Origin of the sequence: Slackia sp. CM382 (assembly GCF_000293015.1) — a bacterium.
Lineage (GTDB): Bacteria > Actinomycetota > Coriobacteriia > Coriobacteriales > Eggerthellaceae > Slackia > Slackia exigua.
In genome coordinates, this window is sequence record NZ_ALNO01000005.1 from 90668 (window position 1) to 103146 (window position 12479).

Genomic DNA, 12479 nt, shown 5'->3' on the forward strand with positions numbered 1-12479 from the left:
GACGGAAGGCGGCTCGCATTCTTGCGGATGCCGGACGGGCATGCCCTAGGCCTGCATCGTTCCGGTGCTCATCGAGCCTGCGGCAAGGAGCGCGGCCATGCCGGTCAGGCCGAGGATTATCCCGAGCACGACCTCGATGGCGAAGACGAGCACGAAGGAACGCGCGAAGTTGCGGCGCGCGATGTTCGAGTCGTTGAATGCGAAGACGAACGCCATGATGATGCCGACCAAGGGCACGCATTGGAAAAGGAGCGTGTAGCCGAGGTACGCCCACATGCTCAGGGGTTGGTATTTGAGGGGAAGCTGAGCGATCTCGCGCTCTTCGTCAGGGTTTGCCATGCCGATGCCTTTCTTGCACGAGGACGCGGCCCTTCGCGTCCTTCCTTCAGGAACGCGACGATGATACCGAAACCATGCGGCGCACGCCAACGAGATTCCCGTCAAGCGGCTTGATGGAGCATGGTTTAGACGGCGGCCCCCACGGTCTTTTCGTCGGCGGGTTCGTGCGCATCGGCCGACTCGTAGCGCCCGTACCGGATGAAATTCTCCGCATAGCGCAGGCCGGCGAGGAAGAGCGCGCTGCCAAGCCCCACGTAGAAGAATGCGATGAAGAAGCGGGGAACGGCGTCGCAGGCGCGCAGGGACGCTCCCAAAGCCATCATGAACGCTATGATCGCGTAGGTTTTCGGCGTGAAGAAGGACAGCGGGTTGTTGTCGTCGGTTCCCATGCGCACGATGCGGCGACGGTTCTTCACGGTCATCTTCTGGAACATCATGCCGAAGGGCACGAACACGATAAGCGTGAGCGCAACGAGCAGCGCCGAGAGGTGCGACGGGTATTCCTGGACGCCGAAGCGCAGGACCATGAGCCCTGCGGCGAGCCAGACGACGGCGGATATGCCGACAAGCGTGCGACGAGAAGCCATGGGAAGCCTTCCTTCTTGCAGGCTGCGATGCGAACGCGGTCTGCATCCCCCTTATAGATCGAAGAGCTGTATACAGCATACCCCGATTGCGCATGGCGAGAGGCGGTCGTGCGCGGCGCACCCCATTCTCGACATATCGCATACGAAAAAGGCCCCGGGACGATCGTTCCGGGGCCTTGAGCATTTCTGGTGGAGATGATGGGATTCGAACCCACGACCCCCACGTTGCGAACGTGATGCTCTCCCAGCTGAGCTACATCCCCAGAAATCGGCAAGACAGTATTCTTGCGCTCGGCTGCGTCGTTGTCAACGGATACGTTGCGCGCAACCGTAAATCCATAACCCCGCAAGGCTGCGGAGCGACGGTTCGCGTCGACGGGCGCACGGGTCCGCCCGCGACACCACGCAACGCCGGCATGCCGCATCGGACGCGCCTGCCCCGTTCGGGACACGCGCGCCAGGCTCTGAAAACCATGCGCGCACGACCGTTTCCGCACCGGCATTCCGAAGATGCCGCAAGGGATCCGAGCATCGGCGGCACGGAATCCTCTCACGAAAAGCCTATGAGTTCGCTTCGGCTTCCTCGCAAGGTCGCTTGGTCGTGCCGTACGTATTCCATCTGGTGGTTTTAAAGAAACCTATCAGGTTTGCGGGGGCGTTTGCACGGGTGCCGGGCATGTTTTTCCGCGATGGGGAAATACCGCGTGGCATTCGTTCCGCGCAATGCTACAATGGCCACGATCCATCGCCGCGGTTCGCATGGCATGCCCGACATGTCCCCCTCTGAACCGCAGGGGCTGGAGCGCAAGGGGAGAAAAAGCTTCATAGAAAGGGGGTATCCGATGGCCGAAGAGAAGAAGGTCGAGCAGACCGATGCGGGCACGGAAACGGGTACCAAGAAGGCGAAGATGCCGAAGAAGAAGAAATTCATCATCGTCGGCGTCGTGGCTGTGGTTCTCGTCGCGGCCGGTGCCGGCTTCATGGTCTGGCACGAGCAGCCGACATTCTGCAACGCGATCTGCCATACGCCGATGGATGCGTACGTCGAAACCTACGTCGACGGCTCCACCGACGCGTACGGCAACGAGCTCGCCTCCGATCAGGAGAAGAACTCGATGATGGCGTACATGCACGGCAAGTACAAGCTCGCCAACTGCCTCGACTGCCACGTTCCGACGATCGGCGAGCAGGTCACCGAAGGCATGCACTGGATCACCGGCAACTACGAAGTCCTGGGCCAGAACAAGGTGGGCGACACCATCCTGGCCGAGCGCTCGACCGACGATCTGGTCAAGGCGCGCAACCTTGATTCCGGCAACGAGTTCTGCTCGAACTCCAAGTGCCACAGCGGCTCCGGCGATCATGGCACCATGACGCGCGACGAGCTCGTCGCGCTGACCGCCGGCCTGAGCGACACGCGCAACCCGCATCTCGCCCAGCACGGCGAAGTCGCCTGCAGCGAGTGCCACAACGCGCACAGCCAGTCCGTCAACGCGTGCAGCCAGTGCCACAGCGACGCGCCGATTCCGGATGGTTGGCTGTCCGTGTCCGACTACGCCGCGAAGACCAAGCTCTAAGAGCTTTCCGATAGCGTTTCGGTTCGCAAGGGAGGCCCGCTTCGGCGGGCTTTCCTTTTGTTGTGAATAGAATCTAAGAAAGAAGAAAGCTCCGCGTGCCAATGCGAGGGGCACCTGATACTATCGAGAACGCGGCAGGGGCGTCCGGTATCGTCGGAGCCGTCGCGAGCCGGAATCGTTCGCGACGCGCCGAGGATGCGCAGGGCTTCCCGTATCGCGCAGATGGCGCCGGGGCTTTCTCTTCCGGGCGCACGAGAAAAAGGGGGCATATGAACACCCAGGCCAAACGACGTCTTATCGTGGTGACGCTGGTCATCGTCGCCGTGCTCGCGGTCATTCTCGCCTATATCGGGAGCAGCTCCGCGGCCAAGACGGTCTCTGTCGCCGAAGCGGCGGACGGATCGCTCGTCGGCACGCGCGTGGAAGTCACCGGCTCCGTCGTCGACAACTCGTACAGCATCGACAACGGCGTGCTCGCCTTCGATATCTACGATGCCGACGCGAACGACGGCGCGACCGTGCATGTATCCTACGACGGCTCGGCCGCATCCACGTTCGGCAACGGCGTCCAGGCCATCTGCACCGGCGAGCTTACGGACGAAGGCGGCACCCCGACGGTCGTCTGCACCGAGCTCGTCACCAAATGCCCCTCGAAATACGAGAACGCATCCGAAGCCCTGACCGTCTCGCGTCTGGATTACTACCGGGACAGCATCCTCGACAAGCCCGTCAAGGTGGCCGGCGTCGTCAAGCCCGGCACGTTGAAGAAGGCGGGCGAATCCGATATCCGCTTCTCCCTGCTCGATGCCGACGATCAGACCTCCGAAGTCTCCGTCAAGTTCGACGGCGGCATTCCCGAGGGGATCGGCGAGGGCACGTCCGTCGTCCTGACCGGCTCGCTGTCGAAGGACGGCACGTTCGCCTGCACCGATATCGCACAGGAGGCTTAGGCACGCATGTCAACGTTCGGTCTTATCGGCCTGGTCGTGGCCTTGATGGCTGCGGCCATCTCCATCATCTGCCTCATCGCCGGCCGCGTGCTCGAGGTGCGCGGCAAGGCGGAAGCCGCCGAAACCGTCTCGTGGGCGGGCTGCGTCGCCGTCGTCCTGACGGCCATCGCCCTTACCGTCTGCTGCGGCATTCTCGTCTTCTGCTTCCTCACAGGGGACTACTCCATCAAGTACGTCTTGCTCGAACGCAGCAAGGCCTCCGGATCCATGAGGCTGCTCTACGACATCAGCGGCCTGTGGGCGGGCCGCGAGGGTTCGCTTCTATTCTGGACCTGGCTTATCTCGCTCTATAACGTGACGATCGCCGCACGTGCGCTGCGCCATCCCGACTCCATGGATCACATGGCCCTCATGACCTCGCAGGTCGTCCTGCTCGCGTTCGTATCCCTTTCGCTGTTCTCCGAAAGCAACATGCCCTTCACGGTGACGGCCGCCCCCTACGTGGACGAGGCGGGCAACCTGACGTCGGCGGCGAATGCGGCCGGCATGTCGCCTCTGCTCGAGCATTGGGCGCAGGCCATTCATCCGCCGACGCTCTTCGTGGGCTACGCGGGCCTCACCATTCCGTTCGCATACGCCATCGCGGCGCTCATCCTGGGCGATTCCGGCAAGAAATGGGTCGTGCGTTCCAACGGCTATGCGGTCTTCAGCTGGCTGTTCCTCGGCATCGGCATCGGGCTCGGCGCGATATGGGCCTACGTCGTGCTCGGTTGGGGCGGTTACTGGGCATGGGACCCGGTCGAGAATGCGAGCCTCCTGTCCTGGATGGTCGCCCTCGCCCTCGTCCATTGCTTCACCGTGTATCGCCGTCGCGGCGGCTTCAAGCGCTGGAGCGTCATGTGCGCGACGCTCGCGTTCTCGTTCGTCGTCGTCGGCACCTTCATCACGCGGTCCGGCGTGGTGCAATCCGTCCATTCCTTCGCGCAGGATCCGGTCTCGCTCGTCATCTTCGGCCTGATCATCGCCGTTTCGGTCGCCGTTTCGCTCGCAGGCGTCGGTCTGCGCTGGAAGCGCTTCGAATCCGACGACGACATCCAGTCCATGATGTCGAAGAACGCGGCGTACTATTTCAATAACGTGATCATGATCGTCTTCACGCTCATGCTGACCTACATGACCGTCTCAAGCGCGCTTCCGTCCTGGCTGCCTTTCGGCGGCCAGAGCCTTGCCGCCCAGACGTACAATGCGGTCGCGCGTCCGGTCGGCATCTTCTACTGCCTGATCATCGCCGTCTGCCCGTTGCTTGCCTGGGGCATCACCGACCGTGCGCGGTTCGCATCCCAGATCAAGATTCCCGCCATCGCCGCGACGGCCATATTCGTCGCGCTGCTCGCGTATTTCGTTGCGCGCCTGCATCCGGCCTATGTCGCCACGGTCGCCGGCGGCGGGTCGATCGGCAACAAGCTCGCGCAGGAAGGTCCCGCGTGGTATTACAACGGGCTCGCCGTCGTCGGCTTCGCGGTCGCGGCACTGCTGTTCTGCACGACGCTCATGATGGTCGTGCGCTCCGCTTCCGGCCGCGCCAAGGCGACGGGCACCCATCCGATCGCCGCGTTCTTCGGCCTCTTCCGAACCAACCCATCCAAATACGGCGGCTTCCTGTCGCATTTCGCGATGGCGCTCATTCTGGTCGGCCTCGTCGGCTCCAACATGTTCGTCACCGAAACTTCCCAGTACCTCGCGTTCGATCAGGATGCCGATACGGCCGAAGACGTGACGGTCTCGAACTACGGGCTCCATTACGTGACGAGCTCGGTCGAGCAGAACGAGGCGGGCGACACGGCCACCTACACCGTCGTCTTCGACGTGACCGACGAGAAGACCGGCAAGGACCTCGGCGAGGTGAGCCCGTCCATCGACATGAACCTCGCGACGATGGAAACCAAGCTCAACGCCTCGATCATCCATATGCCGACCGAAGACCTCTTCGTCGTCTACCGCGGCGTCAGCAATTCGGGCGAGCTGGCGATCGATGTCAAGATCAACCCGCTCATCGGGTTCGTGTGGGTCGGCTTCTTCCTGCTCATGCTGGGCACGGCCATCGCGCTGTTCGGGCATCGCAGGCGCGGGCGCAACGACGGATCGTCCACCGACGTGGATGAAGACACGCTCGTCCAGGTCGTCGGCGCATCGGCGAAGGCGCCCGTCACGAAAGAGGATGGGGCCGCCGCAGCGAAGGACTCGACCGGGAAGGGGCGGGATGCGGGCGCGAAGGGCCCGGACGCGAAAGGCCCTTCGGTAGGGTAGACTACGCGCATGACCGAAGCCATCGTCGCACATAAGCTCACCAAAGCGTACGGACGCCGTCGCGCGCTCGACGGCGTCTCGTTCGATGTGCCCGAAGGCGCGTTCGTGTCGATCTTCGGCCCGAACGGCGCCGGCAAGTCCACGCTTCTGCGCACGCTCGCCACGTTGACGAAGCCGACGGGCGGCACCGCGACGATCCACGGCTTCGATATCAAGGAAGACCCCGATCGCGTGCGCGGCTCCATCGGCATGATCTCGCACCGGCCGATGCTGTATCCGGACCTCACGGCGTTCGAGAACCTCATGTTCGTCGCGCGCCTCTACGGCATCGATGACGCCGAGGCTCAGGTGCGAACGATGCTTGCGGCCGTCGAGCTGGATCATCGCCGCTTCGATGCGGCGCGCACGTTCTCGCGCGGCATGACCCAGCGTCTGTCGATCGCTCGCGCCCTGCTCAACGATCCGTCGGTCGTCTTTTTGGACGAGCCGTACGCTGGCCTCGACCCGCATGCGGTCGAGATCTTCGACTCTCTGATCGCGCGGTTGCGCGAAGGCCGCACATTCGTCATGGTGAGCCACGACCTGCAGAAGGGCTTCGATGCATGCACGCACGCGCTCGTCATGGCCCGCGGCCGCATCGTTTCGTTCTCTCCGCGAGAAGACCTCGACCTCGGCGAGTTCTCGGAGCTCTATCGCTCGACCGTCGGGATGGGGGTGGCCTGATGGCATCTTCCGTTTCCGTCGCGCGTCCATCCGCCTGGCGCCAATACCGCACGCTTCTGGCCAAGGATCTGCGCCAGGAGATGCATACCAAGGAAATGCTCACGTCGATGGGGCTCTATGCGCTGCTCGTGCTCGTCGTGTACGGCGCGGCGCTCGCGCAGTCGACCAGCCGCCTTGACGTGCTCCAGCTTTCCGGGGGGCTTCTCTGGGCGGTTATCCTGTTCACGAGCCTGCTCGGCCTCAACCGTTCGTTCTCCTACGAGAAGGAGCAGGGCGCGCTCGAAGGCATGCTGCTCGTGCCGATGGACCGTTCGGTCATCTTCCTCGCGAAGGCGACGGCCAACCTGCTGTTCCTGCTCGCGATCGAGCTCATCTGCGTGCCGCTCTTCTTTTTCTTCTTCCTGAGCACGGTAACCGCGGCATCGAGCTGGCCTCTCATGGCCGTGCCGCTCATCGTGGGGACGATCGGCATCGCCGGCGTGGGCACGCTGCTGTCCACGGTGACCGTCAACACGCGAGGCAAGGACGTCATGCTCGCCGTCCTGTTCATCCCGCTGGCGTTTCCCCTGCTGTGGGCCTGCGTCGCCGCGACGACGTGCGTCATGGTCGGACAGGCGGGGTATATGCATACGTTCGCGACGTCCCTTGCGCTCGCGGGCGGATACGATGTCGTGATGACGCTGTTGTCCTGGGCGCTCTACGATTTCGTCGTAAGCGCGTAGGAACGATGGGGGAGCGCAGGCTCCAAGGAGGTGCTCTATGAGCGAAACGACAAGGCGCGCGCCGGGAATCGGCGGCGTGCGGGATGCGATCGCGCCGGCGGTGCTCGGCGTGGGCGCGCTTCTGGCCGCGGCGGGATTCGTGCTCGCCTTCACATCGGCCCCGCTGGTCAACGGTGCGGGAGTGAACGAACCTGCGGTCATCAACGGCGTGGTCGTGACCAACAAGCTCCTGCTGTCGCAGAAGATCTTCTATTGGCACGTGCCCGTCGCCGTGGCGAGCGCGCTCATGCTCGTGTTCATGGCGTACTGCTCCGTGCGCGTCCTCATGACGCACGCACGCGCCTTCGATGCGCGGGCGAAGGTCGCCATGGAGGTCGGCCTCGTCTTCGTGGTCTGCACGATGGTCTCGGGCATCTTCTGGACGCGTTTCGAATGGGGCGTCTGGTGGACGTGGGAGCCGCGCCTGACCACGTACTTCATTCTGATGATGCTCATCTTCGCGTACTTCATCCTGCGCAACGCCGTCGAAGATCCCGAACGCCGCGCGCGCTATGCGGCCGTCTTCGGGCTGCTCGCGTTCGCGGACGTGCCGGTCAGCTTCGCCATCACGCGCCTCGTGCCGTCGAGCCTGCATCCGGTGGTGTTCCGCACCGATTCCGGATTGTCTCCCGAGATGCTGCTGCCGTTTTTGCTTTCGGTGTTCGGCATGGCCATGGTCGCGTACGGGCTGTTCCGCTTCCGCCTGCGTGTGCAGGTCATGGAAGATTCGATCGAAGAAATCAACGAGAGGCTGGAGGACTAGCATGGACCCGGTATTGGAAGAGATCTATTCGACGGTTCTGCCCGCCGCGCCGTTCGTCATCGCTGCATACGGCCTGATGTTCCTAGTCATGTTGGGATATGTGGCCTATGTCCTGGCGAAGCTCAAGAACACGGAGAAGAAGCTTTCCGCCCTTGAGGAGCATCTGGGGATCGGCTCGTCCGACGACGACCGTTAGCATCCGACAGCCGCGTTTCACGCCCTGCGCCCCGTCGGACGCGTCCGGTAGGCTCGGGGCGTTCCGGCGTTTCCGTCACGTGCGAAAGGATGGACCGATGAAGGCCCTGATACCTGCGGCAGGCCTGGGAACCCGTTTCCTGCCGGCCACGAAGGCGCAGCCCAAAGAGATGCTGCCCGTGCTTGACAAGCCCGTCATCCAGTACGTGGTGGAAGAAGGCCTGGCCTCCGGCGCCGACGAGGTCGTGGTCATCAGCAATCGGAGCAAGACGTCCATCGAGCGGCATTTCTCGCCCGATGCGGCGCTCGAAGGCACGCTGCGCGCGGCGGGCAAGCATGCCTTGGCCGAGGCCGTCTCCCATGCGGGAGCGCTGAACGTGTCGTTCGCATACCAGGACGCTCCGCTCGGGCTCGGGCATGCGGTGCGCTGCGCGGCCGCGGCCTGCGGCGGCGAGCCCTTCTTCGTGATGCTCGGCGACGTCATCGTGCCGGGAAACGACATCTGCCCGCGCCTGCTCGATGTGTCGCGCGCGCATGGCGGTTCGGGCGTGATCGCCGTCGTCCCCGTTCCCGATGACGAGGTGAGCCGTTTCGGCATCATCGCGGGATCGGCCGTCGGCGATGGCGTATGGCGCGTCGATTCCCTGGTGGAAAAGCCGCATCGTGACGAGGCCCCTTCGAACCTCGCGGTCTTCGGCCGCTACCTGCTCAGTCCTCGGGTCATGGAGCTTCTGGCCGACGCGAAGCCGTCGGTGGGCGGCGAAATCCAGCTCACCGACGCGCTCGATGCCGTGCTCGCCGAAGAGGAGATGTATGCGGTGGTCATTTCGCCGGAGCAAGGCTACGATACGGGGACGGTGGAATCCTGGGTCGCCGCGAACGCCGCCATGCTCGCGCGTCGGGGCGACTGCGCATAACGATGGTTTTACGAGGTCGGAGCCTGTCCATGCAGCCAGGCGCCCGACGGAGGGGATGCATGCATCCATGAGCATCGATCTGGATAATTTCAACGCGTTCGGCACGCGTCCGCGCAAGGTCAGGACGTCCGCTCCGACCGACGGCCCCATGCGCGCGGACGGTGCGACCGACGGCGCCCTGCGCGCCGCCTTCGTCGAATCGTTCGGCGCCGATCGTCTGGCCGATATCGAATCCGACGAGCGTCGCTGGTCCTGGGTCGAGATCGATCTTGGTGCCATCAGGCATAACACGTATGCGAACAAGCGCTGCCTGAAGCCGGGCACGCGCCTGATGGCCGTCGTGAAGGCCGATGGCTACGGACACGGCGCCGTGCAGGTGGCGCGGACGGCGCTTTCCGCCGGCGCGAGCCAGCTGGCCGTCGCCACGGTGGACGAGGGCATCGAACTTCGTCGCGCGGGCATTGCGGCCCCGATCCTCATCCTGTCGGAGCCGCCCGCCTCCGCCGCGCCTCTCCTGCTTCAGCACGACATCATGCCGTCCGTCTACACGCCCGAATTCGCCATCGCCTATGCGGAGCTCGCCGATGCGCACGGGATGCGCGCGCCGTACCATCTGGCGCTCAATACCGGCATGAACCGCATCGGCGTGCGCCACGACGAGGCCGTCGAATTCGCCCGCCAGATCTCCTTCCACCGCGCGCTCGACCAGGTCGGCACGTTCACGCATTTCGCCACGGCCGACTGCGCCGAGACGCTCGACTTCAACCTGCAGTTCCGCCGCTTCGCAGATGCCATCGAGGGCATGCGGGTCGCAGGCATCGACCCCGGCATCGTGCATTGCGCGAATTCCGCCGCGCTCCTGCGGTATCCCGAAACGCACATGGACATGGTGCGCATGGGCATTTCCCTGTACGGCTTCCATCCGTGTCCCGAGACGCGCGGCGCGGCCGTGCTGAAGCCGGCGATGAGCGTGCACGCGCGCATCACCGCGGTCAACGCGCCGCAGCTTTCCGAAGGGGTGGGTTACGGCCTGCACTATCGCAGCACGGGCAGCGTGCGCATCTGCACGGTGCCGGTCGGGTACGCCGACGGCTTCGCCCGCGCGCTTTCGGGCCGCACCGATTTCATCTACGGCGGCCGCCGCTGCCATCAGGTGGGCAACATCTGCATGGACCAGAGCATGTTCGAGGTCGACATGCGCTCGCTCGGCACGCGTCCGCGCCTCGATCCCCAGGTGGGGGATGAGGTCGTCGTCATCGGCGAGAAGGATGGCCTTTCGGTCGGCGTCGAGGAGCTCTGCGATGTGCTGGGCACCATCCCGTACGAGGTCTGCTGCGCGCTTACGATGCGCATGCCGAAGGTGTACGTCCGATGAGCATCCATTACGACCATTTCAAGACCATCCGGCCCGTGGGAACCGAGGTTCCTCAGCAGCTGCTCGAGGAAATCTCCGATGCCGTGTGGGCCTGCCGTCGCTGCGAGCTCGCCGAAGGCCGCACGAACGCCGTGCCCGGCTTCGGCAATGCAAGCGCGCGCATCATGCTGGTGGGCGAGGCTCCCGGCCGCAACGAGGATCTGCAGGGCAAGCCCTTCGTCGGCGCGGCGGGGAAGTACCTGACCGAGCTTCTGGGCTATGCGGGGCTCACGCGCGAAGAGGTCTTCATCGCGAACGTGCTGAAGTGCCGGCCGCCTTCCAATCGCAATCCCCGTCCCGAGGAAATCGAGGTCTGCACGCCGTTTCTGCGCGACCAGGTACGCACCATCGAACCGGAATACCTCGTGACGATGGGCAACTTCTCCACGAAGTTCGTCCTGCGTACCGAGCGCGGCATCACGGGACTGCGCGGGTCGGTCCATGTCACGGGGCCGTTCAAAGTGTTTCCCGTCTTCCATCCGGCGGCGGCCATCTACGACCGCAGCAAGCGGGATGTCTTGGAAGCCGACTTCCGCGCACTCGGACGCCTGCTGGGCAACGAACCCATCGAGCCTCTTCGGGGCGCGGAGTAGCATGGCGAGGAAGGAACGCGCGGCGTCGCAGACGGAAGGCGCCGCGCCCGATGACGGATTCGACGCCAAGGCGTATCTGCAGCAGGGATCGTGGCGCGACATGGACCTCGGGCTCGACCGCACGCGCGCGTTGCTCGCCGCGCTCGGCAACCCGCAGGACGCCTATCCTATCGTGCATGTCGCCGGCACGAACGGCAAAGGTTCCACCAGCGCCTTCATAGCCGGCATCCTGCAGGCGGCCGGCTACGATACGGGGCTTTTCACCTCGCCGTTCATTCTGCGTTTCAACGAGCGCATCCAGGTGAACCGCGTCGACATCTCCGACGGGGAGCTTGATGAGGTCGCACGCGCCGTGCGCGATGCGGTCGCATCGATCGACGTGCATCCGACGGCCTTCGAGCTCATCACCGCGGTCGCGCTGGAACACTTCCGACGCCGCGGGTGCGACGCGGTCGTGCTGGAGGTGGGGCTCGGCGGCAGGCTCGACGCCACGAACGTCGTCGTGCCTGCGGCCTGCGCCATCACGTCCATCGCCTTCGACCATATGCGCATCCTGGGCGATACGCTCGCGCAGATCGCCGTCGAGAAGGCAGGCATTGTGAAGCCGGGCGTGCCGGTGGTTTCGTATCGTCAGGCGCCCGAAGCGCAGGCCGTCATCGAAGACGCCTGCCGCGCGGCGGGCTCCGTGCTCGTCTCCCCGCGCTTCGGACGCATCCATGCGCGTCAGGAGGGGTTTTCCCAGGTGTTCTCCTACGATGGCATCGCCGATGTGCGCCTTTCGCTTCTGGGGACCTACCAGCCTTGCAACGCCGTCATGGCGATCGAGGTCGCGCGCGTCCTGCGCACGCGGGGCCTCGCCATCTCCGACGACGCCATCAAGCGGGGCCTCGAAGCGACGCGCTGGCCCGGACGCTTCGAACTCGTGGCCGCTTCGCCGACGACCATCGTCGACGGCGGCCATAACGAGCAGGGCGCGGCCATGCTCGCATCTTCCCTCAGAGCGTATTTTCCGCACCGCACGGTCACGTTCGTGGCGGGCATGCTGAAGGACAAGCGGTATCGCGATATGGTCGCTCTCGTCGCGCCGCTCGCGGCGAAGGTCTACTGCGTGGAGCCGCCCGAGCCCGAGCGCGCGCTGCCGGCGGCCGACCTTGCTCAGGAGTTCGTCCGCGCTGGCGTCGCCGATGCCGTGGCCTGCGCATCCATTGCGGACGGCGTGCATCGCGCGCGCACCGAGGCATCGCCTGACGATGTCGTCTGCTGCTTCGGATCGCTCTATTCCATCTCCGAGGTCATGGAAGCTCTCGGGTCGAGCCGCCGCGACGCTTGATCGATGCGTGCGGAGCGGGGAGA

Annotated in this window: 13 protein-coding genes and 1 tRNA gene; 11 read left to right on the top strand and 3 right to left on the bottom strand. The window is 64.6% G+C overall.

The features are described from left to right. Positions 1 to 45: 45 nt before the first annotated feature. The 3 genes from HMPREF1155_RS02325 to HMPREF1155_RS02335 form a co-directional block, all read right to left on the bottom strand. Complete coding sequence (locus tag HMPREF1155_RS02325; protein WP_006362034.1) at positions 46 to 339, bottom strand: hypothetical protein; 294 nt, start codon at positions 337 to 339, stop codon at positions 46 to 48. Positions 340 to 464: 125 nt separating this feature from the next. Further along, positions 465 to 926 (bottom strand): hypothetical protein, encoded by a 462-nt coding sequence (locus HMPREF1155_RS02330; RefSeq protein ID WP_006362033.1) that lies wholly within the window; start codon positions 924 to 926, stop codon positions 465 to 467. Positions 927 to 1113: 187 nt separating this feature from the next. Then, positions 1114 to 1189, bottom strand: a tRNA-Ala gene (locus HMPREF1155_RS02335). Positions 1190 to 1768: 579 nt separating this feature from the next. On the opposite strand from HMPREF1155_RS02335, the gene HMPREF1155_RS02340 reads away from it, so the two are divergent. The 11 genes from HMPREF1155_RS02340 to HMPREF1155_RS02390 all read left to right on the top strand — a co-directional run bounded on the left by HMPREF1155_RS02340 (position 1769) and on the right by HMPREF1155_RS02390 (position 12456). Continuing rightward, on the top strand, positions 1769 to 2503 hold the full coding sequence (locus tag HMPREF1155_RS02340; RefSeq protein ID WP_039993197.1) for a cytochrome c3 family protein: 735 nt from the start codon (positions 1769 to 1771) through the stop codon (positions 2501 to 2503). Positions 2504 to 2772: 269 nt separating this feature from the next. Then, positions 2773 to 3453: a cytochrome c maturation protein CcmE gene (locus HMPREF1155_RS02345; RefSeq protein WP_238319060.1), complete on the top strand. Its 681-nt coding sequence runs from the start codon at positions 2773 to 2775 to the stop codon at positions 3451 to 3453. 6 nt (positions 3454 to 3459) lie between these two features. Then, positions 3460 to 5760: a heme lyase CcmF/NrfE family subunit gene (locus HMPREF1155_RS02350; RefSeq protein ID WP_009076818.1), complete on the top strand. Its 2301-nt coding sequence runs from the start codon at positions 3460 to 3462 to the stop codon at positions 5758 to 5760. 9 nt (positions 5761 to 5769) lie between these two features. Beyond that, positions 5770 to 6483, top strand: coding sequence for an ABC transporter ATP-binding protein (locus tag HMPREF1155_RS02355; RefSeq protein ID WP_006362029.1), 714 nt, complete (start codon positions 5770 to 5772; stop codon positions 6481 to 6483). Then, positions 6483 to 7205 (top strand): heme exporter protein CcmB, encoded by a 723-nt coding sequence (locus HMPREF1155_RS02360; RefSeq protein WP_006362028.1) that lies wholly within the window; start codon positions 6483 to 6485, stop codon positions 7203 to 7205. Before HMPREF1155_RS02355 ends, HMPREF1155_RS02360 begins: the two co-directional genes overlap by 1 nt. Positions 7206 to 7242: 37 nt before the next feature. Continuing rightward, positions 7243 to 8007 carry a cytochrome c biogenesis protein gene (ccsA, locus tag HMPREF1155_RS02365; RefSeq protein ID WP_006362027.1) on the top strand — a complete coding sequence of 255 codons (765 nt, stop codon included), beginning with the start codon at positions 7243 to 7245 and terminating at the stop codon, positions 8005 to 8007. A gap of 1 nt (position 8008) precedes the next feature. After that, positions 8009 to 8203: a heme exporter protein CcmD gene (ccmD, locus tag HMPREF1155_RS02370; protein ID WP_006362026.1), complete on the top strand. Its 195-nt coding sequence runs from the start codon at positions 8009 to 8011 to the stop codon at positions 8201 to 8203. A 97-nt stretch (positions 8204 to 8300) separates the two neighbouring features. Beyond that, positions 8301 to 9119: a UTP--glucose-1-phosphate uridylyltransferase gene (locus tag HMPREF1155_RS02375; RefSeq protein ID WP_009076814.1), complete on the top strand. Its 819-nt coding sequence runs from the start codon at positions 8301 to 8303 to the stop codon at positions 9117 to 9119. Between the two features lie 67 nt (positions 9120 to 9186). Further along, positions 9187 to 10494 carry an alanine racemase gene (gene alr, locus HMPREF1155_RS02380; RefSeq protein WP_081501515.1) on the top strand — a complete coding sequence of 436 codons (1308 nt, stop codon included), beginning with the start codon at positions 9187 to 9189 and terminating at the stop codon, positions 10492 to 10494. Next, the gene (locus HMPREF1155_RS02385; protein WP_006362023.1) at positions 10491 to 11126 is read left to right on the top strand and encodes a uracil-DNA glycosylase; all 636 of its coding nucleotides are present in this window, start codon (positions 10491 to 10493) and stop codon (positions 11124 to 11126) included. The genes alr and HMPREF1155_RS02385 overlap by 4 nt, the downstream gene beginning before the upstream one ends. A 1-nt stretch (position 11127) precedes the next feature. Beyond that, positions 11128 to 12456, top strand: coding sequence for a folylpolyglutamate synthase/dihydrofolate synthase family protein (locus HMPREF1155_RS02390; RefSeq protein WP_009077016.1), 1329 nt, complete (start codon positions 11128 to 11130; stop codon positions 12454 to 12456). The last annotated feature ends 23 nt before the right edge of the window (positions 12457 to 12479 follow it).